This is a genomic window from Nocardioides sp., assembly GCF_964229035.1.
In the GTDB taxonomy this organism is placed as follows: domain Bacteria; phylum Actinomycetota; class Actinomycetes; order Propionibacteriales; family Nocardioidaceae; genus Nocardioides.
In genome coordinates this window covers 45910-67238 of the sequence record NZ_CAXRAZ010000057.1, presented here as the reverse complement: position 1 = coordinate 67238, position 21329 = coordinate 45910, and the positions used below count along the sequence as shown (strand labels likewise).

The following is a 21329-nucleotide window of genomic DNA, read 5'->3' as shown; positions in this document are numbered from 1 at the left end:
CCCAGTTCTGCACCGCGTTCCCGCAGGGCGCCCAGCGGTGCACCCTGCTCGACAACAACTCCACCCACGACCCGGCTCTGCTGGTGACGCTGCTCGACCAGATCATCGACGTGGGGCCCGGCCCCCGCCGTCGTGCGTCGTCCACGGGGGGCGACCCCGCGAGCGGAGGACGCCGGAGGCGTTGTCGTAGGCTTGGCGACCACCGGACCCCGGTGCGAGGAGGAGCACGATGCCCAACCACCACGACCCCGGTGTCGGAGTCGCTCCCGATACGGCCGAGGTGGCGCTGCGGCTGCCCGCCGACGGCGCGTTCGCCTCTGTGATCCGCACGCTGACCGCCGGCCTGGCCGCTCGCCTGGACTTCACCCTCGACGACATCGAGGACCTCCGGATCGCGGTGTCCGAGGCCACCGCGATGGTGCTGGACGAAGCCGACCCGGGCGCCGAGCTGGCGTGCACTTACCGCCTCTCCCCCGGCGCCCTGGCCCTCGAGCTGGTCACCGCCGCGGCCGCCCCTGCGGCACCTGACTACGAGAGCTTCGGCTGGCAGGTGCTGGCCACACTCGCGACCGAGGCCGCCGTCGACCACGCCCCCGGCAGGTACGCCGTCAGCCTCACGGTGCACTCCACGCTCGAGCCATGAGCGCGGAGCCTTCTCGGGAGGCCGTCGTCCGCTCGCCGGCGGCCGAGGAGACGCGCCGCCGCAGCCTCGCGCTCTTCGCCACCCTCCAGGACGACGCCCGCACGAGCGCCGAGCGCGAGACGGCGCGCGACGACCTCGTGCACCTGCACCTGCCGCTGGTGGAGCACTGCGCGCGTCGCTTCCGCAACCGCGGCGAGCCCTACGAGGACCTCGTCCAGGTGGGCACCATCGGGTTGATCAAGGCCATCGACCGCTTCGACCTCGAGCGCGGCGTGGAATTCTCCACCTACGCCACGCCCACGATCCTCGGCGAGATCAAGCGCTACTTCCGCGATAAGGGCTGGGCGATCCGCGTGCCCCGGCGCCTGCAGGAGCTGCGCATGCAGATCAGCGCCGCGACAGGCGACCTGACGCAGAGCCTGGGCCGCTCACCCACGCCCCGGGAGCTCGCCGGGGCGGTGGGCTGCTCGGTCGAGGAGATCGTCGAGGCCCTGGAGTCGAGCAACGCCTACGCCACGCTCTCCCTCGACGCCAGCGAGGACGACAGCGAGGGCGGGCTTGGCCAGAGCATGCTCGAGGCCATCGGCATCGACGACGAGGCGCTCGCTCAGGTCGAGATCCGCGAGTCGGTCAAGCCGCTCCTCGAGGGCCTGCCCCCGCGCGAGAAGCGGATCCTCCTGCTGCGCTTCTTCAAGAACATGACTCAGTCGCAGATCGCCGAGGAGATCGGCGTCTCGCAGATGCACGTCTCCCGCCTGCTCAACCGCACCCTCGAGCAGCTGCGGACCTCGCTGGAGTCCGAGCACTGATCGGGCGATGAGCCCGCCGGCTCAACCGTCGCCGGGCTCGGCCTTCGCCTCGTCGCCGCCACGCTCCAGTGCCGCCACGGTGTCGGGGTGCACGAGTCCGATCAGGGCCACCACGGAGGCGACCGCCAGCAGCACCGCCACCAGCCACAGGTCGCGCAGGTTCCAGGCCAGCCCGAGGCCCACCAGCTGGGTGAACAGGGCCGGGCCGCGCGCCCAGGTGGCCCGGCGCGCCAGGCCGGTCGCGGCGGCGAGCAGCACCACCGCGTAGAGGCCGAAGAAGGCGGCCGTCGAGATGCCCAGCGACGCTCGGCTGGACTCGACGTTCGCCGCCTCCGCGAGGGCGAGCAGCAGGAGCACGAGCCCCTGGAGCCCCACCAGGGACGCCGCGACCGTCAACGGCGGAGGTGCCCCCGGCGTGGGCCGGTCGGAGCCGTCGGGGCCGCCGGAGCCGTCGGGGCGGCCGGGGCCGTCAGCGGGCTCGAACGAGGGGTCGCGGGGCGTGCTCACTGCGCCAGCCTAGAGGCGGCGTCCACCTCCTCAGGGTGCTCCCACGGCGCGCCTCGGTGCGCGTTCACGAGGCTTCTGGGACGGTTGTGACCCAGCCGACCACCCGATCCGCTTGATTCACGAGCGATTCCTTGCGAGTCTTGCGGAAGCGATCGTGAAGCGGTTCACTTTTGCGCTTCGACGCGTGCCCAGAACAAGGGCCATCTGCACGTAGGAAAGAGGGCATTCCCACCCATGGATTGGCGACACCGTTCCGCATGCCTCGACGAGGATCCGGAGCTGTTCTTCCCGATCGGCAACACCGGACCGGCCATCCTCCAGATCGAGGAGGCCAAGGCGGTGTGCCGGCGCTGCGACGTGCGCGAGCAGTGCCTCGCGTGGGCGCTCGAGGCCGGGCAGGACCACGGTGTCTGGGGGGGTCTCAGCGAGGACGAGCGGCGCGCGCTCAAGCGACGCAACGCCCGCGCCCGCGTGCGCACCCCCGTCTGATCCTGCCCGTCTGATCCTGCAGGTCTGAGCCCACGCGTTCGCCGCGGCTCCCTACCGGTCCGCCCGCGACGCCCGCGCCGACCTCACTCGACCGGGAGGCTGATCGCGGCACGGGTGCCGCCCTCGAGGCTGTGACCCAGCGTGAGATGGCCCCCGAGCTCGGACTCCACGAGCGTGCGCACGATCGACAGGCCCAGACTCGTGGTCTCGTCGAGGTCGAAGCCCTCGGGCAGCCCGCGGCCGTCGTCCTCGACGGCGACGTCGAGCACGGCGCCGTGGCGCTCGACGTGGAGCACGATCCGACCCTCGTCGCCCGCCTCGTAGCCGTGCTCCGCCGCGTTCTGCATGAGCTCCATGACCACCATCGCGAGCGGGGTGGCGATCTCAGAGGGCAGCACCCCGAAGCCGCCCTCGCGGCGCACGCGGACCTGCGCCGTGGTCGAGCCGACGTCGGTGACCAGGCGCGCAAGCCTGTCGGCGATGTCGTCGAAGGCCACCGTCTCCTCGACCGCCTGGCTGAGGGTCTCGTGCACGATCGCGATCGAGCCCACCCGACGCACCGCCTCCTCCAGCGCCGCCGCGGCCTCGGGCGAGCCGATGCGCCGCGCCTGGAGACGCAGCAGCGCGGCCACGGTCTGGAGGTTGTTCTTCACCCGGTGGTGGATCTCGCGGATCGTGGCGTCCTTGGTGATGAGCTCGCGATCGCGGCGGCGCAGGTCGGTGACGTCGCGCAACAGGATCATCGCGCCGATGTGCTCCCCGCGCGGGCGCAGCGGGATCGAGCGCACGATGAGCGACACGCCCTCCGCCGGGCCGCCCGAGGAACCCAGCTCGGTGTCGCGGTGCGAGCGCCCTCCGAGCACCGCACTCAGGGTCTCCTCGTCGGGACGACGCCGCGGGGGCACGAGGTCGCGGGTCAGGTCGGTGAGCAGGTGTCCGGTGAGGTCGCCGGTGAGCCCGAGCTTGCGGTAGACCGACAGGCCGTTGGGGCTGGCGTAGACCACGCGCCCCTCGGCGTCCACGCGCAGGAAGCCGTCGCCCACCCGGGGCGTGTCGGCGTGGTCGCTGCGCTGGGCCGCGCTCGGGAAGGTGCCCTCGGCGATCATCTGCGCGAGGTCGGAGGCCGTCTGGAGGTAGTTGATCTCCAGCAGGCTGGGGGTGCGGACGCCGAGCAGGTTGGTGTTGCGGCTGATCACCGCGATCACCTCATCGTCGCGGCGCACCGGGATCGCCTCGACCCGCACCGGGACGTCGTCGCGCCACTCGGGGTTGCCCTCGCGGGCGATGCGGCGCCTCGTCCACGCCTCGTCCACCAGGGGACGACGCCCGGTCGGTGAGAAGGTGCCGATCATGTCGTCCACGTAGGCGGTCGGCCCGGTGGTCGGGCGCATCTGACCGCCCGCCCAGAAGCCGCCACCCTCGCGATCGGGGAGCCAGAGCACGAGGTCGGCGAACGAGAGATCGGCGATGATCTGCCAGTCGGCCTGCAGCAGCTGCAGCCAGGAGACGTCGGCCTCGTCGAGATCGGTGTGGCGCCGGGCGATGGCTGACAGCGTGGGCACGGAGCACAACCTACCGAGGCGTGCACCGGCCGCCGAGGCGTCACCGCGTCGTAACGGGGCCGCGGCATCGTCGTCCCCGACGTTTGGCAGGATAGGGCCCCGGGAGACTCAGGTTTCGGGCTGGGCGTGGAGGCGATCGGACGTGGCGGTGGATTGGGTGCGCCTGCAGCAGCGGCTGCGCGAGGGCGAGTACACACCACCCCAGGAGCACCGCCTCAGCGACCTGACCGCACAGCTCACACGGATGCTGGGCGACCCGGATCCCGAGATCCGCGACGGTCTGGCGTACCCGCTCCTGGCCACCTGGATCGAGCACGGCGCCTACGACGACCTGCTGGCCGGTCTCGGTGACGGCATGTGCGCCGGCCTGTCGATCGGGATCGGCGAGAGCGGCACCGACTCGGTCTTCCGCCGCAGCTTCTCCGCCCTCGTGCTCGCCGAGTGCATCGATCGCGACACGCTCGTGCGCCGCCAGCCGCCGTCGCGGATCCTGGAGTGGGGCGACCGGCTGGCGGCGTGGTTCGTGCGCGAGCGCGACCTGCGGGGCTTCGTCGATGGTCGGGGCTGGGCGCACGCCGCGGCCCACGGCGCGGACGCCCTGGGCGCCCTGGCCCGCTCCCCCTACTTCGGTGCCACCGAGCTCACCGTGCTGCTCGACGTGATCGCCGACCGGGTTCTCGACCCCGCCACTCCCCTGCTGGTCCACGGCGAACCGGATCGGATCGCCCACGCCGTGATGGAGATCCTGCGCCGCGACCGGGTCCCGCTCACCGTCGTCGAACCCTGGGTCAACAGGATCGAGGCCGGCGCCCGAGGTCGCACTCGCGGGGGCGGCGACCCGTTCCTGCGCACCGGCAACGCCCAGGCGGTGCTGCGCGCGCTCTACCTGCAGCTGGCCGTCTCGCCCGAGCACCCCGGCGTGCGCTCGGACCTCCTGCTGGTACTCGTCGCCTCGCTGCGACGCGTCCACCCGGCACTGCTGGACCGACGGGTCTGACCCTCACCCCCGCGACGCCGACGCCGGACCCGGCCTGCGCGAGGCGGACGGCTGGGGGCGCGCACTAAGGTGCGGACGTGACCTCCACCACCGAGACCAACGGCTCCCCCGCACCCGACGAGGCCGGAGCGTCCATCACGGGCCACGCCGGCGAGCTCGCCGTCGCGGTGGCGCAGGCCCACGGCGTCGAGACGATGTTCACGCTGTCGGGAGCCCACGTCTTCCCGATGTACGACGGCGCGGTCGGCTCCGCCCAGGGCCGGGCGCCGGTCGATGCCCACCCCGTGCGACTGCTCGACGTGCGGCACGAGCAGACGGCGGCCTTCGCCGCCGAGGCCACGGGCAAGCTGACGCGCGTGCCGGGGCTGGCGGTGCTGACGGCGGGGCCCGGCGTCACCAACGGCATCAGCGCGATGGCGCAGGCGCGCTTCGCGGGCTCCCCCATGGTGGTCGTCGGAGGGCGCGCCCCCAGCAACCGCTGGGGAAGCGGCGCCCTGCAGGAGATCGACCACCTGCCGATCGTCGAGCCGGTCACCAAGCACGCCGCCACGCTGATGCGCGCCGACGACGTCGCTGCCGGCTTCGACGTCGCCTTCACCCAGGCGCGCTCCTCGCACCGCGGGCCGACCTACGTCGACGTCCCGATGGATGAGTTTTTCAACGCCGGCAGCGGCCGGCGACCCGCACCGGCCGGCGACGGCGCGCGCTTCCGCGGCGCCGCTCCCGATCCCGACGCCGTCGCTCGCATCGCCGCCCTGCTGGCCCGCGCCGAGCGGCCCGTGATCGTGCTGGGCACCGACGTGTGGGCCGACCACGCCGAGGCGGCCGCGCTGCGGCTCGTGGAGGCCGCTCGGATCCCGGCGATCACGAACGGCATGGGCCGGGGCATCGTGCCCGGTGGCCACCCCCTGCTCGTGACGAAGGCCCGCGGCGCCGCGCTCGGCGGCGCCGACCTCGTGGTGGTGGTGGGCACCCCGCTCGACTTCCGCCTCGGCTACGGCGTCTTCGGCGGCAAGGACGGCGCGACGCCGGCGGCCGTCGTCCACATCGCCGACGCCGACGACCAGGTCGCCCGCCACGCCGATCTCGCGGCCTCCGTGGCCGGCGACCTGACCTCCGTGCTGGACGGGTTGACCGAGGCCCTGCAGGGCGGCGGCGGGCGCGACCGAGAGGCCTGGATCTCCTCGCTGCGCGACGTGGTGACCGCGGCCGCGGCGCGCGACGCCGAGCTGCTCACCGCCGAGGCCGACCCGATCCACCCGGCGCGCATCTACGGCGAGCTGCTCCCCCGCCTCGCCGACGACGCCGTCGTGATCGGCGACGGCGGCGACTTCGTCTCCTTCGCGGGCAAGTTCGTGGAGCCCCGGCGCCCCGGCTGCTGGCTCGACCCCGGCCCCTACGGCTGCCTCGGCGCCGGGCTCGGCGCCGCGATCGCTGCGCGCATCGCGCGACCGTCGTCGCAGGTCGTCCTGCTGCTCGGCGACGGCGCGGCGGGCTTCTCGCTGATGGACGTCGACACGCTGGTGCGCCACGACCTGCCGGTCGTGATGGTGATGGGCAACAACTCCGCATGGGGCCTGGAGAAGGGACCGATGCAGATGATCTACGGCTACGACGTCGCCGCCGACCTCGCCCAGCGCACCGCCTACGACCAGGTCGTCTCCGCACTCGGCGGCGCCGGCGAGACCATCACCGACCCGCGCGGCATCGGGCCCGCCCTCGACCGTGCCTTCGCCTCCGGGGTGCCCTACCTGCTCAACGTGATCACCGACGTCGACGCCGCCTACCCGCGCGCGACGCTCGGGATCTGAGTCGTGGGCACGCCGACCCCCGACACCGCGAGCGCCCGGCTGGTGCGCACGGTGGGCGAGAGCGACACCGCGGCCGCCGTCGGCTCCGGCAGCCTGCCCGTGCTCGGAACCCCCGTGCTGCTCGCCTGGTGCGAGGCGGCTACCTGCGCCGCGATCGCCGACGCGCTGGCCGAGGGCGAGACCACCGTGGGCACGCGGGTCGAGATCGAGCACCTCGCCCCCAGCGCCGTCGGGGCGCGGCTGGTGGTGACCGCTCGGCTGGTGCACACCGACGGGCGGCTGCGGCGCTTCGCGGTCGCCGTCCGCGAGGCCGGCGAGGACGACGCGCCGGGACGTCTCGTCGGTTCGGGCGAGGTCACCCGGGTGGTCGTGGACGCCGAACGCTTCCTGTCCCGCCTGCGCGGCTGAGGCCTCCCGTCCCTGCCGTCTCGGCAAACCATTCCTGCCGGCTCGGCGGAAAAACTGACGAGCCCCCGGGGCCGGGACATCCCGGTCGGGGGCTCGTGGGAGCGCGGAACGCTCAGGTGTTGGGGCGCTTGCCGTGGTTCGCGCCCTTCTTGCGGCGCGCGCGGCGCTTGCGGCCGGTCTTGCCCATGGTTCCTCCTCGGTCGGCTCGGGCACGCGTCCAGGTGTGCTTGCCCCTGGTCGGGCCCGTGATGATCGGTGCAGTCTCTCAGGTCGCGCGGCCGCCCCCCAAACCCGGGGGCCCGCCGCCGTGGCTCAGCCCTCGCTGATGCGGACCTGGACCTCGCGGATCTGGATGCGCACACGCTCCCGCAGGTCCGCCGGGGCGGTCTCGCCGCACGAGCGCGCGACGACCGCCTTGACCGTGCGCTGCAGGTCGTAGCGCTCCAGACAGGGGCTGCACGAGTCGATGTGCGCGCGCACCACGGCGCAGTCGCCGGCCTCGAGCTCGTTGTCGATCAGCCGCACGATGCGCTCGAGGACGTCGGCGCACTCGGCGTTGGTGGGGTCCTCGTGCAGGTGCGCGTGGCCCTCGTGCGTCGAGTGGTCGTGGTGCTCGCGGTCGGTGCTCATCGCCCGCCTCCCTGCACAGGTGCGTCACCGCCGGTGCGCACGTAGTCGGACAGCATGTCGCGCAGCTGACGACGGCCTCGGTGCAGCCGCGACATCACGGTGCCGATCGGGGTCTCCATGATCTCGGCGATCTCCTTGTAGGCGAACCCCTCGACGTCGGCGAGGTAGACCGCGAGTCGGAACTCCTCGGGCAGCCGCTGCAGCGCGTCCTTCACCTGCGAGTCGGGCAGGTGCTCCAGCGCCTCCATCTCGGCCGACTTCAGGCCCGAGGAGGTGTGGGCCTCCGCGCGGGCCAGCTGCCAGTCCTCGACGTCGCCGGTGTCGCCGGCGAGCGCCTGCTGGGGCTGGCGCTGCTTCTTGCGGTAGTTGTTGATGAAGGTGTTGGTGAGGATGCGGTACAGCCAGGCCTTGAGGTTGGTGCCGGGCTTGAACTGGTGGAAGGCGGAGAAGGCCTTCGCGAAGGTCTCCTGGACGAGGTCCTCGGCGTCGGCGGGGTTGCGGGTCATCCGCATCGCCGCGCCGTAGAGCTGGTCGAGGAACGGCAGCGCGTCGCGCTCGAAGCGCAGCGCCCGCTCCTCGGGGGTCTCGGTGGCGACATCGACGGGCTCGGCGGCCACGTCGAGCGGGCCGTCGAGGTCGGACAGATCGGAGGTCTCAGTCATCGTCGCCCAGCCTACGGCGTCCGAACGCAGGAGCCGGCGCGAGCCGACGACGGGAGCCGCCACGGGGCGCTCGGTCATCGCGATCATGGACGTCTCAACGACTCACGCGCCGGGCGCATTCCCACGCTCGCCAGCCACGCCGTCGGCACGCCGCGGACATCCCACGATCTCGCGCACCAGCCACTCGAGCACGCTCTCGACCACCACCGCCAGGGCGTCGTCCTGGCTCAGGGGCGCGGTGCGTCCGACCGCCAGCCCGTGGTCGGCGGCGGGCACCACGGCGAGATCGACGCCGGGCGGCAGCGGGGCAGGGAACTCCTCCGGTCGGCCCATCGGGTCGCGCTCGCCCTGGACGACGAGTGTGGCGAGACCGGCGAGCCCCTCGAGCTCGGCGAGCCGGGAGCGCTCCGGGCGGCCCGGCGGGTGGAGGGGGAACGACAGCGCGAGGCAACCGACCGCTCCCAGCCCGACGGCCGAGCGGGCCGCCGAGCGGGCACCCGCCGACCGGCCGCCCACCACCAGCGGCAGGCCGGCGAGATCGGCCAGCTCAGCCGACCCGGCCAGCTCGGTCAGCTCGGCGAGCGCTGACCGGGCGGCTGCGAGGCCGGCGTCCAGACTGGCAGGCCGCGTGGCGACCTTGCGCCCGGCTCGGCGCCACGGCTGCTCGAAGAGCACGACCGCGAAGCCCTCCGCCGGCAGGTCGCGGGCCAGCGCCGCCAGGTCGCGCGCCTCGATGCCGCCCCCGGCGCCGTGGCTGAGCAGCAGGGTCGCGCTCAGCGCCACCCCCTCACCCGGGCGGTGGACGACGAGCCGCCCCTCACCGTGCGGAGTAGGGACGAGGTGCTCGGTCGGCCCGAGGGCCGGGGTGGCGCTCACAGTAGCCGGCCCTGCGCGTCGTCCTCGACCTCGGCCGACGTGGGCGCGGTCGGGAGCTCCTCCAGGGGCAGGGGCCGCACCAGCTCGGGTCCGTCGTTGGCCACCGACCCGCCCGCCGCCGACACGGGGAAGGCGGTGAGCCCTCCCTGCTGGGCGGGGGTCAGGAGCGCGGTGAGGTCGGGCGTGGTCAGGGTCGGGTCGAGCCACGCGTCACGCGCGTCGCGACCCACCATGAGCGGCATGCGGTCGTGGATGCGGCCGAGCTCGTCGGTGGCCGAGGTGGTGATGACGGTGCAGGTCCAGCGCAGGCGGTCGGGGTCGTCGTCCGCGCGGGTGGGGTCGCGCCAGATCTCGTAGAGGCCGGCCATCGCGAGCACCGACCCGTCGCTCGGGGTGATGAAGTACGGCTGCTTGACGGGCTTGCCCCGAGCGGTGGTGCGCTCGGTGACGTACCACTCGTAGTAACCGTCGGCCGGCACGATGCACCGGCGCACCTGCAGGGCTTTGCGGAAGGCCGGCTTCTCGGCCAGCGTCTCGGCGCGGGCGTTGATCATGCGGCTGCCGATCGAGGGGTCCTTCGCCCAGGAGGGCACCAGGCCCCAGCGCACGGTGCGCAGCTGACGCGCCGTGGCGCCGACGTCGCTGCCGCCGTCGGGATCCTTCGCGACGCGCTCCAACACCGCGTAGACCTCCGCGGTGGGGGCCACGTTCCACGAGGGTGGCAGGGCACGCTCGAGGCGCGGGTCGAGCACCTCGAACTCCTCGGCGAGATCCTCCGGTGACCGGCTGGACGCGTAGCGACCGCACATGGCCGCAGCCTAATCGCGCAGCGCCGGGCCAGTGACGGCCTCGGGACGGGCTTCGCGGCAGCCGCCGGGCGGCGGACGGCGGATGGACGCCGGAGGTCGGGGTACCTGCGCGGCATGGCTCTGAGCAGACTCCTCGCCCGCCCGCTGCTGTCGACGTACTTCCTCGCCAACGGCGTGCAGACCCTCCAGAACGCCCCGGCCCTGGCCGTGGACGCCGCTCCCGTGACCGACACGCTCGCCCCCGCCGTGGAGGCCGTCGCCCCGGCCAGCGTGCACGTCCCGGAGGACCCGCAGACGTGGGTGCGCATCAGCGGAGCGCTGCAGCTGGCCGCCGGTCTCGCCCTGGCCACCGGCAAGGCGCCGCGCCTGTCGGCCGCCGTGCTGGCCGGCACGCTCGTGCCGGCCACCGCCGCACGCCACCGCTTCTGGGAGGCCTCCGACAGCGCCACCCGCAACCAGCAGCTCATCCACTTCGCGAAGAACGTCTCGCTCACCGGCGGGCTCCTCATCGCCGCCCTCGACACCGAGGGGCGCCCGGGCCTGGCCTGGCGCGCGCAGCACGCCACCCACGACGCCAAGCGCGAGGCCGCACTGGTCGGGGCGCGCATGCGGGCCAAGGTCGCCCAGGCGACCTGAGGCACGGCGTGCCTGCCGTGCTCGGCCCCGATGTGCTCACCGCCATCGGGGTCGAGCACGTCACTAGACTGCCGCTCGACATGAGCCACGACATCGCCGCCCCTGCCGACCCCTGGCCCGCTCCGAGGGCGACGACGCCGGTGGAGGCGACCGTCCGCCTGCCGGGCAGCAAGTCCATCACCAACCGGGCGCTCGTGCTGGCCGCGCTGGCGGAGGGGCCCTCGACGGTGCGCCAGGCCCTGCGCTCACGCGACACCCTGCTGATGGCGCGGGCCCTGACCAGCCTCGGCGCGCAGGTCGACACGACCGGCGACGACTGGGCCGTGAGCCCCCTCGCCCTCGCCCCCGCCTCCGGGGCGGGCGAGGTGACGGTCGACTGCGGACTGGCCGGCACCGTCATGCGCTTCGTCCCGCCCGTCGCCGGCCTCGTCACCGGCGCGGTGGCCTTCGACGGCGATCCGCACATGCGCACCCGCCCGATCGGCACCGTGCTCGAGGCGCTGCGCGACCTCGGTGTCGAGGTGGACGACGCCGAGGGCACGCCCGGCGCGCTCCCCTTCACCGTGCACGGCACCGGCCGGGTGCGCGGCGGCGAGGTCACCGTCGATGCGTCGGCATCGTCGCAGTTCGTCTCGGCGCTCCTGCTCGCCGGCGCCCGTTTCGACGACGGCGTCGACATCCGCCACAGCGGCGACCCGATCCCCTCCCAGCCCCACATCGACATGACCGTGGCGATGCTGCGCGCGCGCGGCGTCGAGGTGGAAGAGCACGGCGCCGAACGCTGGCGCGTGGCACCCGGCACGGTGGCCGCACGCGACGAGGTGGTTGAGCCCGACCTCTCCAACGCCGCCCCCTTCCTCGCCCTCGCCGCCGTCTCCGGGGGCTCGGTCACGGTGCGCGACTGGCCGTCGTCCACGACCCAGGCGGGTGACGCGCTGCGCGACCTGCTGGCAGCGATGGGCTGCACCGTGGAGCGGGTGCCCGACGGCCTGCGCGTCACCGGCCCTCTCGATGGTGTCTCCGGCCTGCGCGGCATCGACGCCGACCTGCACGACGTCGGCGAGCTCGCACCGGCCGTCGCCGCCCTGTGCGCCCTCGCGAGGACGCCCTCGCGCCTCACCGGGATCGCGCACATCCGCGGCCACGAGACCGACCGGCTCGCCGCCCTCGCCACCGAGCTGGGACGGCTCGGGGCCGACGTGGACGAGCTGCCCGACGGCCTCGTGCTGCGACCCGCGCCGCTGCGCGGCGGACTCTGGCGCACCTACGCCGACCACCGCATGGCGCACGCCGGCGTGATCATCGGGGCAGCGGTCGACGGCGTGCTCGTGGAGGACATCGCCACCACCAGCAAGACGTTCACCGACTTCGCCGGCCACTGGTCGCGGCTGCTCCCGGCCCGGGCCTGATCGGGGACCCGCGTGCCGCGCTACACCGATCACGACGTCGAGCACTACGACCGGCCCCGCCGGCGCACGCGCCCCCGCACCAAGGACCGCCCCGCCCACGAGGACGCCGTCGACGGCATGGTCGTGACCGTTGACCGCGGGCGCTTCACGCTGCTGGTCGGCGACACGGTCGTGACGGCCATGAAGGCGCGCCCGCTCGGTCGCAAGGGCGTGGTCGTCGGGGACCGCGTGCGGGTGGTCGGCGACGTCTCCGGCGAGGACGGCGCCCTGGCCCGCATCGTGGAGGTCACCGAGCGCAGCACGGTGCTGCGGCGCACGGCCGACGACGACGACCCGGTCGAGCGCGTCATCGTCGCCAACGCCACGCAGCTCGTCGTCGTCACCGCGCTCACCGACCCCGAGCCCCGCCCCCGCCTCATCGACCGTGCGCTGGTGGCGGCCTTCGACGCCGGGCTGTCGCCGCTCCTCGCCCTCACGAAGGCCGACCTCGCCGACCCCGAGGTGCTGCTCTCGACCTACCGGTCGCTGGGCGTGCCGTGGGTCGTCACGCACCGCGGCGAGGATCGCGTCGTCCACGGGCTCGATGCGCTGCGCGAGCGGCTCGCCGGCCAGATCAGCGTGCTGGTGGGCCACAGCGGCGTCGGCAAGTCGACCCTCGTCAACGCCCTCGTGCCCGACGCACGCCGCGAGACCGGGCACGTCAACGCCGTCACGGGCCGCGGCCGCCACACCTCCACCTCGGCCATCCTCCTGCCGCTGCCGGCCGAGTGGGGCGAGCAGGGGTGGATCGTCGACACCCCGGGCATCCGCTCCTTCGGCCTGGCCCACGTGCAGCCCGAGCACCTCATCGAGGCCTTCCCCGACCTCGACGAGATGACCGAGGAGTGCCCGCGCGGCTGCACTCACAGCGAGGACGAGCCCGAGTGCGGCCTCGACGACGCCCTGCGCGACGGCGTCGCCGACCCCGAGCGCGTCGCCTCCTTCCGGCGCCTGCTCGCCGCCCGCTCCATCACGGAGTACTGACTCTCTCAGCGCGAGCGCGTCGGGCCGTCGAGCGCTCGCCGACGAGGACGGCGATCGGCGCGCCGATAGGGTGCCAGGCGTGGCCACCCCGGACTACACCGACGACCTGCGCCTCGCCCACCTGCTGGCCGACGACGCCGACTCACTCACCCAGGCGCGCTTCAAGGCGCTCGACCTGCACGTGATGAGCAAGCCCGACCTGACGCCCGTCACCGACGCCGACTCCTCGGTCGAGGAGTCCATCCGCCGCACCCTTGGTCGCGCGCGCAGCCGCGACGCGATCACCGGGGAGGAGGAGGGCACCTCCGGGCACTCGCAGCGCCGCTGGATCATCGACCCCATCGACGGCACGAAGAACTTCGTGCGCGGCGTGCCCGTGTGGGCCACGCTCATCTCGCTGGTCGTGGACGACGAGGTGGTGCTCGGCGTCGTGTCGGCCCCCGCGCTCCAGCGCCGGTGGTGGGCCGCGGTCGGGCAGGGCGCGTGGACCGGCCGGTCGTTGCTCAAGGCGACCCGGTGCCAGGTCTCCGACGTCCGGCGCCTCGAGGACGCCTCGTTCTCCTACTCCTCCCTCAGCGGTTGGGAGGACCGCGGGCTCGGCGACGACGTGCTCGGCCTGATGCGGCGGGTGTGGCGCACCCGGGCCTACGGCGACTTCTGGAGCTACATGCTGCTCGCCGAGGGCGCGGTCGACCTCGCCGCCGAGCCGGAGCTGGAGGTCTACGACATGGCGGCACTCGACATCATCGTGCGCGAGGCGGGCGGGCGCTTCACCTCGCTCGACGGCCGCGACGGCCCCTGGGGCGGCAACGCCCTGGCCAGCAACGGCCACCTGCACGAGGTGGCGATGTCGTACCTCGGCAGCGTCGCCGACGACGCCGGCGACGCCGACTGGCCGCGCACCGGACCGGGCAGCGTCTCCGACCTGCGCGCCCACCGCGCGCGGCACGCGGACCCCGACGACCGCGCCGACGACGCGGACGGGCCCGCCGACGCCTGACCCCCTCAGCTCAGGGCATCGTCCCGAGGGGGTGACGCCAACCTGGCGCGAATGTAATCTGCGTCACATGCGGATCAGCGAGGTCATGGGCGCCAAGGCGCACGCCGGGATCGTCACCATCTCCCCCGAGGCGGGCGTGCGCGAGCTGATCGCGACCCTCGCCGAGCACAACATCGGCGCGGTCGTCGTCACCGGGCCCGAGGGGCGCCTCGAGGGCATCGTCAGCGAGCGCGACGTCGTCCGCCGCCTCCACCACGACGGCACGGTGATCAACAACGACGTGCGCTCGATCATGACCGCCCAGGTGCACACCTGCTCCCCCGACGACGACCTCGACGACGTCATGCAGACCATGACCCGCGAGCGCTTCCGCCACGTGCCCACCGTGGACGCCGACGGTCGCGTCGTCGGCATCGTCAGCATCGGCGACGTGGTCAAGCACAAGATCGACCGCCTGCAGTTCGAGCGCGACCAGCTCGACAGCTACGTGCACGGCTGAGGTGCCCGCGCCCCGCTCGGGGCGCCCACCGTGACCGGTACCGAGGCGCCCGACGGCGGCGTCCGACGGCCAGGGCGGCGCCCGGAGCCGGCGCAGGGAGAGCCCTCGGCGGCGACTCGGGGTGCCGCCCGGCGCTGGAAGGACATCGACATCAGGCGCGAGGAGTTGCGCCGGGCGGCGGGGTCCCCGCTCTGAGCCGCCGAGGGCTCTGCCCGAAGCCGGCTCCGGGCGCCGACCCACGTCGGACGCCGCCGGCGGGCCATCCCCGCCGGCGGACGAGCCGTCAGCGTCCGACAGGGCGCTTCGCCGACTTCGCGGCGAGCGGGGTGAGGGGGTTGCCGGGGGCGATGGAGGCGCAGTTGGAGCCGGGGTCGGAGGGGTTGGCGCCGAAGCGGCTGGAGAGCCACAGCACCGCCTCCGGGGCCCAGAAGGCCACCGTGCCGACGTGGCTGGCCTGGTACTCGCGGTAGGTGACCTTCACCCCGTCGCCGCAGTACTTGCGGGCCAGGCTGCGCACGTCGCCGGCCACCATCACGCCGTCACCGGGACCGATGCCCGGCTTGTCGCCCCGGGTGCCCTCGATCTCGCCGCTCGCACCCTGGCCGATGAACATCGGGATGGTCGGGCTCGGCCGAGTGCCCAGGTTGAGCTGGTTGACGGCGGCGACGAACTCGGGGATCGAGGCGGGGTCGGCGTACTCGGGCTTGACCAGCGAGGCGAAGGTGAGGCCGGGGTAGGCGCCGAGCACCTCGCCGATGCTGGCGTTCTCGAGCTTCGCCACGACCTGCCGGCCGTAGGGGCTGAGGTAGCGGGAGAAGTCGATGCCGAAGCCGCGGGCCGCGCCGACGATGGCCATCGGGGCCACGCCGGCCCACACCAGGCTGCCGTCGACGTAGGGCAGGTTCTGGTGCGGGCGCACGAGGACTCCGCCCTCGGCCGCACCGACGAGACGGCTGTTCACCTCGGGGGCGTAGCTCGGCGCGAGCGTGGCGGCCCAGTTGGTGGCGATCGCGCCACCCGAGTAGCCGAACAGACCCACCTGGGCGCCGGGGGCGATGCCCGTGCTGGGCGTGGCGAGCGCGGCGCGCAGCGAGTCGAGGGTGACCATGCCGTACTCGGGACCGGCCGCGAAGTCGGCCGTGGGCCCCTGGGTGTCGGCGATGTTGACCGCGAAGCCCTGCAGCAGGAAGGAGAGAACGAAGCCGGTCTCGACGTTCGCGATCAGGCCTCCGAATCGGACGTCGCCCGCGATGGCGCGCGACGGGCCGTCCTCGGGGTTGAGCGAGTCGTAGAACGACTGGTAGCTGACCACGCGGGTGGAGGTGCCGAACAGCGGCTTCACCACGGAGGTGACCCCGGCGACCGCGCGACCCTGCTGGTCGGTGGTGCGGAAGAGGATCTGGACGACCTTCAGCGGGAGCGGCAGGCCGAGCAGGTGGTAGGGCTTGGTGCGGGTCGCGAGCACCGTGCCGGGGGCGAGCGAGGCCAGCGGCGTGGTGCCGCGGTAGACGTAGAACGGGTCGCTCGGCGCCACGACCGCGGCGACCGATCGCGGCGCGACGGCGTCCGCGGCCGGCACGGCCGCCAGCGCCCCCGTTCCGGCAGCGGTGGCCACGGCCGTGGCGGCGGCCACCGTCCAGCGGCGCCAGCGCGGCGTCGTCCTCCGTGCGTGTGAGCGCGTAACGATCCCCATGATCCGACCCTCCCCGTCGTGGCCGGTGACGGATGTCAGCGGCACCTGAGCCGATGATGGCGCAGGACGCGGCGCAGCGCGAGGGTGTCTCGCGCAGCTCAGTCGCGCGAGCGGCGGTGGGCGCGGGCGTCGTCCCCACCCCCCGGTCGCCGCGCGAGCGCCGCACGCAGGCGCGGCAGAGGGGGAACCTGGGCGAGCCGATGCAGCAACCCTCGCGCCCGGCGGAGCAGGCCTGCGCGACGCCGCCGCACCTCGGCCCGCCAGGGCACCGAGGCGAGCGAGAAGCGCGCCAGCAGGCGCCGCCACCACGGGCTGGCCCGGCGGATGCGGCGCAGCGCGCTGTCGACGTCGCTCCAGTAGGCCCGGGCCTCCTCCTCGCTCGGCCGGTCGGGTCCGTAGACGTGGCGATCGGCGGTGTGGGCCAGGGCGACGACGCCGACATCGGTGTCGGCGTAGCGCTCCGCGACAGCGTAGGCGCCCTCGCGCCGCGTCGTTCCGGGCCCGGGGCGCACGCCGAGGTCGCGGGTGCGGTCGGCCAGCTCCTGCCACGCGCCGGTGAGCCGGGCGGTCGGGTCGGCTGCTCGGCGGCGGCGACGCCGACGCAGCGCCTTGTAGAGCAGCACGCCCCACAGCGGCGAGGTCAGCACGAGCACCTGCGCGACGTCCCAGACGACGCCGAGCACCGCACCGATCACTCCGAGGACATCGATGCGCTGCTTGCGGCCCTGCCCCTGCTGCAGGTTGTCGGTGGCCTCCTGCGGCTCACCGGGCACGCGCGGCGGCTGCAGCACCTGCGGCTGGGGCTCCTCGTTGGGCTCGTCGTTGGGCTGGCGCAGCTTCTGGTCCTCCGGGGGCGTGGGATCGAAGGCGACCCATCCGACCCCCTTGAACCGCACCTCGGTCCAGGCGGTGACGTTCTCGCCGCGCACTGCTCCCCCGCCGGGCGGCACCTTGAAGCCGAGGACGACGCGGCTGGGGAGCCCGAGGCGCTGGCCGGCCAACGCCATGGCGGCGGCGTACTGCTCGGCGTTGCCCACGGGCGTGGGCGTCTTCGTGAGCACGGCCAGGCGGCTGGCGCCGTGCCCGGCGGGGGTGAAGTCGTCGACACCGTCGGAGTAGTAGCCGCGCTCGCGGAAGGAGTCGCGCAGGAACTGGGCGAGCTCGCCGTCGGTGCCGCCCGTGAAACCGGCCTCGCTCTGCCAGCGCTGGATGCGGTCGGTGAGCTCCTCCGGGACGATCGCCGGGGCGGGCAGCACCAGCGAGGTGTCGGCCTGCAGCTGGCTGATCTCCTCCTCCGGCGGAGTCGGCGGGAGCGCGGCCACGACGTCGAAGGTGGTGCCCTGCCGCACCCCGCCGATCTCGGCGACGGTGCCGGTCTGGCGGTTGATGACGAGCTCCGCGGCCGCGGCGGAGTCGAGGCGGCCGTCGCGTTCGGGGGTCATCGCCAGGGTCTCGCCCACGCTGGGCACCCAGACGCCGGTGTAGTCGCCGATCGTGATCCGCCCGCGGACCGCCTCGCGGGTCTCGGCCTCGGGATCGTTGCGCAGGCGGCGGAAGGTGCCCGAGTCGTGCGCCGACCCCGGGCCGCCCGACACGTTCCAGACCACCCCGTCGTAGGTGTCCATCACCGCGAGGCGCACCAGCGTGCCGCTCTCCAGGCCGTCGACGGTGAAGAGCGTGGAGCCGGTGCGCACGGGCTCCTTGCGGTAGGCGCGGAACTTCGCGAGCGGGCTCGGGTAGTCGCGCGGGTCGAAGGGAGTGACCACGTGGTCGCGCAGGACCACGCGCGGCTGCTCGCCGCCGAGCAGCGCGAGACCTGCGGCCGGGGCGGCGGCGGCACCGACGACGAGCACCGTGGCGACGGCGCGGCGGGTGCGTCGTCCACGGGCGGGGGTGGCGGAGCGCCACCGCAGCCAGACCGCGCCGACGACCGCGAGCGCCAGGCCGCGCAGCACGGCGGCGCCCGCCTCGATGTCGCCGAAGGCGCACGCCACGACGAGCAGCAGGCCGAGCGTGAGGCCGGCCAGGCCCGGCAGTCGCGAGCGCCACAGCCACACGCCGGCCACGAAGGCGCCCACGAGGGCGCTGATGAACGGCACCAGTACGACGATGCCGCTCTCGCCGAGCGGGGTGGGCAGCGTGAGCGCCTGCCGCCAGGTCTGCACGGCGCCGATCACGAGGTCGTGCAGCGTCTCGGGGGTGGGCAGGAAGCGCCGGCGGGCGTCGTCCGGCAGCGCTGCGGCCGAACCGACGACCAGGTAGGTCGCCACCAGGGCGAGCACGCTCAGCCACACGCCCCAGCGCAGGCGGGCACCGGCCCAGGCCAGCGCGGCGCCCAGCACCAGTCCGGCGAGGGAGGCCACCAGCCACTGGCGGCCGGCGTAGGCGACGCCGAGCGGCCACAGCGCCGCCAGCCCGAGGACGACGAGCAGCGCGGCGTCGAGCAGCACGACCCAGGTGGCGGGCAGCCGTCCGGCGCCGCGGGTGCCGAGCCCCACCAGCTGCGGACCGGTGCGGCTGACCGAGCGGCTCGCCGAGCGCGCGGGACCGCTCGCCGCACCCGCGTCGGAGGGATGCGGGGCGCTCATGCCGAGACCCGCCGCACCGCGACGCCGAGCTCGTCGAGGCGACCCACGGTGGCCACGGCGAGGTCGCCCAGCCACCGCACGGACGGCTCCGCGCCGACCAGGCACCGCATCGCGATCACGCGGGTGTCGACCGGGAGCTGGCGGCGCGCCTGGCGCAGGTCGGTGATGGACACGCCGGCACCGACGCACAGCACCATCACACTGGCCGAGAGCTCGTCGTGCCCCCAGCGGCGGGTCACCTCGACGAGCCGCCGAGCGCGCCAGTCGTAGGAGAGTCCCGAGAGGCCGTCGAGGAAGCGCTGCAGGCCACCGGCCGGCAGGCTGCCGTGCGAGGAGGCCGCGGTGAGCTGCTGACCGTCGGCGAGCGCCTGCGTGCCGAGGGATCCGGCTACCGAGATCGCGAGCTCGAACTCGTCGTCGCTGGCGTAGTCCTCCAGGCGCGAGCTGACCATCGTGAGCAGGTGGGAGCGTCGGGTCTCCTCGAACTGCCGCACCATGAGCGCGCCGGTCTTGGCGCTGGACTTCCAGTGGATGTGGCGCCGGTCGTCACCGGCGACGTAGCCGCGCAGGGCGTGGAAGGACACGTCGTTGTCGGAGACCTTCGGCACCGTGCGGCCCTCGAGGTCGCGCACCAGGCCGGCGGCCGAGCCGTCGACGCGCAGGGTCTGCGGGTGCACGTAGAGCTGGTCGAGCTCGTTGAGCTCGCGCTCGCGGCGCAGCAGCGCCAGCGGGTCGGCGCGGACGGCGACCACCGGGCCGACGTCCAGGACCGCGCGGCGGGCGGTGGGGATCGCGAACAGCTCCTCGTGCACGGCGCCGGGGTCGAGGGGCGGCAGGTCGAAGACCGCGCGGCCGGTGCCGACCGGGAACTCCACGCTGAGCGCCCGGGTGCGGCGCTGGGTGGGGTTGGTGACCATGAGGTAGCCGTTCGCGCGCTCCCCCACGACCACGCGCTCTCGGGCGAGGTCGAGGCGCGCCACCAGCGGCTGGCGGCCCACCACGAACCCGATCGCGATGAGCAGGGCGAAGGCCAGGAAGGCGCCGGCCGCCACGAGCTCGGGCCAGCGCAGGAGCGGACCCGCCACGAGCAGCACGAGCGCGAGGACGCCGGCCAGCCACCCCGCGCCGGTGACGGTGTCGGTGATCGGGGCGAGCCGTCGTCGGATCTGTTCGGTGCGCCGGCGCGCGTCGTCGACCGCGGCACCGACCACGGCTCGGCGACGGCGGGAGAGCTCGACCGCGCCGCGGCGCAGCCGCTGCGGCACGGAGCGCAGGGCCAGCGCCATCAGCTCACCTGCTGCATCGGCACCGGCACCCGCTCGAGCACGCGCCGCACGACCTCCTCGCTGGTGGTGCCGCGGAAGTCCTCCTCGGGGTCGAGCACCATGCGGTGGGCCAGCACCGGCACTGCGAGCGCCTTGACGTCGTCGGGCACCACGTAGGTGCGACCGTAGGAGAGCGCCCACGCGCGCGCGGCCCGCACCAGCGCCCGGCCGGCGCGCACGCTGGTGCCGAGCACGACCTCGGGGGCGGTGCGGGTGCCCTCAGTGAGCGCGGCGACGTACTCGAGGATGGGCTGCTCCACGTGCACCTGCTGGGCGAGGTTGATCAGGTGCAGCACGTTCTCGCCGCTGATGATCGGGTTGACGACGGTGGCCGCCTTGCCGCGCGGTGCGGTGGCGAGGATGCGCACCGTGTCGTCGTGGGCCGGGTAGCCGAGCGTGGTCTTCACCAGGAAGCGGTCGAGCTGGGCCTCGGGGAGCCGGTAGGTGCCCGCCTGCTCGATGGGGTTCTGGGTGGCGATGACGATGAAGGGCTGCTCGACGCGGTGGGTGACGCCGTCGACGGTGACCTGGCTCTCCTCCATCACCTCGAGCAGGGCCGACTGCGTCTTCGGCGAGGCGCGGTTGATCTCGTCGGCGAGCACCACGTTGGCGAAGATCGGCCCGCGGTGGAACTCGAACTCCTGGGCCCGCTGGTCGAAGATCGTCACGCCCGTGACGTCGCTCGGCAGGAGGTCGGGGGTGAACTGGATGCGCTGGTGGCGTCCCTGGATGGTCTGGGCGATCGCGCGCGCCAGCGAGGTCTTGCCGGTGCCCGGGAAGTCCTCCAGCAGCAGGTGACCCTCGGCGAGCAGGGTGACGAAGGCCAGCCGCACGACCTCGGTCTTGCCCACCACCGCCTGCTCGACGTTCGCGACGAGCTGCTCGAAGGTCTGCGAGAACCACTCGGCCTGCTCGGTGGTCACACTCATGTCGGTTCCTATCTGGGGCTGGTG

22 protein-coding genes are annotated in these 21329 nt (G+C 74.0%); 11 read left to right on the top strand and 11 right to left on the bottom strand.

The features are described from left to right. Window positions 1–229 precede the first annotated feature (229 nt). Window positions 230–643 (top strand): anti-sigma factor, encoded by a 414-nt coding sequence (locus ACERUN_RS17505; RefSeq protein WP_370291349.1) that lies wholly within the window; start codon window positions 230–232, stop codon window positions 641–643. Next, window positions 640–1452, top strand: a complete 813-nt coding sequence (locus tag ACERUN_RS17500) for an RNA polymerase sigma factor SigF (protein WP_370291348.1) — start codon at window positions 640–642, stop codon at window positions 1450–1452. Before ACERUN_RS17505 ends, ACERUN_RS17500 begins: the two co-directional genes overlap by 4 nt. 21 nt (window positions 1453–1473) lie before the next feature. On the opposite strand, the gene ACERUN_RS17495 is transcribed toward ACERUN_RS17500, so the two are convergent. Beyond that, window positions 1474–1959 carry a hypothetical protein gene (locus tag ACERUN_RS17495; protein ID WP_370291345.1) on the bottom strand — a complete coding sequence of 162 codons (486 nt, stop codon included), beginning with the start codon at window positions 1957–1959 and terminating at the stop codon, window positions 1474–1476. Window positions 1960–2193: 234 nt separating this feature from the next. Between ACERUN_RS17495 and ACERUN_RS17490 the strand changes: the two genes are divergently transcribed. Next, complete coding sequence (locus ACERUN_RS17490) at window positions 2194–2448, top strand: WhiB family transcriptional regulator (protein ID WP_038678054.1); 255 nt, start codon at window positions 2194–2196, stop codon at window positions 2446–2448. 83 nt (window positions 2449–2531) lie between these two features. Here the strand turns inward: ACERUN_RS17490 and ACERUN_RS17485 are convergent, their stop codons facing one another. After that, window positions 2532–4010 (bottom strand): histidine kinase N-terminal domain-containing protein, encoded by a 1479-nt coding sequence (locus ACERUN_RS17485; RefSeq protein WP_370291344.1) that lies wholly within the window; start codon window positions 4008–4010, stop codon window positions 2532–2534. Here ACERUN_RS17485 and ACERUN_RS17480 point away from each other — a divergent pair. From ACERUN_RS17480 to ACERUN_RS17470, 3 genes are all read left to right on the top strand, one after another. Next, window positions 3916–5007: a DUF2785 domain-containing protein gene (locus ACERUN_RS17480; protein WP_370291342.1), complete on the top strand. Its 1092-nt coding sequence runs from the start codon at window positions 3916–3918 to the stop codon at window positions 5005–5007. The genes ACERUN_RS17485 and ACERUN_RS17480 overlap by 95 nt on opposite strands. A gap of 77 nt (window positions 5008–5084) precedes the next feature. Continuing rightward, entirely contained in the window at window positions 5085–6818 is a 1734-nt protein-coding gene (locus ACERUN_RS17475) for an acetolactate synthase (protein ID WP_370291341.1), read from the top strand. A 3-nt stretch (window positions 6819–6821) separates the two neighbouring features. Beyond that, window positions 6822–7226 carry a thioesterase family protein gene (locus ACERUN_RS17470; RefSeq protein WP_370291340.1) on the top strand — a complete coding sequence of 135 codons (405 nt, stop codon included), beginning with the start codon at window positions 6822–6824 and terminating at the stop codon, window positions 7224–7226. 112 nt (window positions 7227–7338) lie between these two features. Here the strand turns inward: ACERUN_RS17470 and ACERUN_RS17465 are convergent, their stop codons facing one another. From ACERUN_RS17465 to ACERUN_RS17445, 5 genes are all read right to left on the bottom strand, one after another. Continuing rightward, window positions 7339–7413: a 50S ribosomal protein bL37 gene (locus ACERUN_RS17465; RefSeq protein WP_370291352.1), complete on the bottom strand. Its 75-nt coding sequence runs from the start codon at window positions 7411–7413 to the stop codon at window positions 7339–7341. A gap of 125 nt (window positions 7414–7538) precedes the next feature. Continuing rightward, window positions 7539–7856, bottom strand: coding sequence for a mycothiol system anti-sigma-R factor (rsrA, locus tag ACERUN_RS17460; RefSeq protein WP_370291338.1), 318 nt, complete (start codon window positions 7854–7856; stop codon window positions 7539–7541). Then, window positions 7853–8596, bottom strand: a complete 744-nt coding sequence (locus ACERUN_RS17455) for a sigma-70 family RNA polymerase sigma factor (RefSeq protein WP_370291337.1) — start codon at window positions 8594–8596, stop codon at window positions 7853–7855. Before ACERUN_RS17455 ends, rsrA begins: the two co-directional genes overlap by 4 nt. A gap of 24 nt (window positions 8597–8620) precedes the next feature. Next, on the bottom strand, window positions 8621–9394 hold the full coding sequence (locus tag ACERUN_RS17450; protein ID WP_370291335.1) for an alpha/beta family hydrolase: 774 nt from the start codon (window positions 9392–9394) through the stop codon (window positions 8621–8623). Next, entirely contained in the window at window positions 9391–10203 is an 813-nt protein-coding gene (locus ACERUN_RS17445; protein ID WP_370291334.1) for an SOS response-associated peptidase, read from the bottom strand. The genes ACERUN_RS17450 and ACERUN_RS17445 overlap by 4 nt, the downstream gene beginning before the upstream one ends. A 114-nt stretch (window positions 10204–10317) precedes the next feature. On the opposite strand from ACERUN_RS17445, the gene ACERUN_RS17440 reads away from it, so the two are divergent. The 5 genes from ACERUN_RS17440 (at window position 10318) to ACERUN_RS17420 (ending at window position 14770) form a co-directional block, all read left to right on the top strand. Beyond that, a complete protein-coding gene (locus tag ACERUN_RS17440; protein WP_370291333.1) occupies window positions 10318–10839 on the top strand; it encodes a DoxX family membrane protein in 522 nt (173 codons plus the stop codon). Between the two features lie 80 nt (window positions 10840–10919). Next, on the top strand, window positions 10920–12248 hold the full coding sequence (gene aroA, locus ACERUN_RS17435) for a 3-phosphoshikimate 1-carboxyvinyltransferase (protein ID WP_370291350.1): 1329 nt from the start codon (window positions 10920–10922) through the stop codon (window positions 12246–12248). A 12-nt stretch (window positions 12249–12260) separates the two neighbouring features. Beyond that, entirely contained in the window at window positions 12261–13271 is a 1011-nt protein-coding gene (gene rsgA / locus ACERUN_RS17430) for a ribosome small subunit-dependent GTPase A (RefSeq protein WP_370291332.1), read from the top strand. Window positions 13272–13341: 70 nt separating this feature from the next. Beyond that, on the top strand, window positions 13342–14271 hold the full coding sequence (locus ACERUN_RS17425) for an inositol monophosphatase (protein WP_370291330.1): 930 nt from the start codon (window positions 13342–13344) through the stop codon (window positions 14269–14271). Between the two features lie 67 nt (window positions 14272–14338). Next, entirely contained in the window at window positions 14339–14770 is a 432-nt protein-coding gene (locus ACERUN_RS17420; protein WP_370291328.1) for a CBS domain-containing protein, read from the top strand. 283 nt (window positions 14771–15053) lie between these two features. On the opposite strand, the gene ACERUN_RS17415 is transcribed toward ACERUN_RS17420, so the two are convergent. From ACERUN_RS17415 to ACERUN_RS17400, 4 genes are all read right to left on the bottom strand, one after another. Next, on the bottom strand, window positions 15054–16463 hold the full coding sequence (locus ACERUN_RS17415) for a lipase family protein (RefSeq protein ID WP_370291327.1): 1410 nt from the start codon (window positions 16461–16463) through the stop codon (window positions 15054–15056). 98 nt (window positions 16464–16561) lie between these two features. Continuing rightward, on the bottom strand, window positions 16562–19051 hold the full coding sequence (locus ACERUN_RS17410) for a transglutaminase-like domain-containing protein (protein WP_370291326.1): 2490 nt from the start codon (window positions 19049–19051) through the stop codon (window positions 16562–16564). Beyond that, window positions 19048–20337 carry a DUF58 domain-containing protein gene (locus tag ACERUN_RS17405; RefSeq protein WP_370291325.1) on the bottom strand — a complete coding sequence of 430 codons (1290 nt, stop codon included), beginning with the start codon at window positions 20335–20337 and terminating at the stop codon, window positions 19048–19050. Before ACERUN_RS17405 ends, ACERUN_RS17410 begins: the two co-directional genes overlap by 4 nt. Next, window positions 20337–21305 carry an AAA family ATPase gene (locus tag ACERUN_RS17400; protein ID WP_370291324.1) on the bottom strand — a complete coding sequence of 323 codons (969 nt, stop codon included), beginning with the start codon at window positions 21303–21305 and terminating at the stop codon, window positions 20337–20339. The genes ACERUN_RS17405 and ACERUN_RS17400 overlap by 1 nt, the downstream gene beginning before the upstream one ends. Window positions 21306–21329 lie beyond the last annotated feature (24 nt).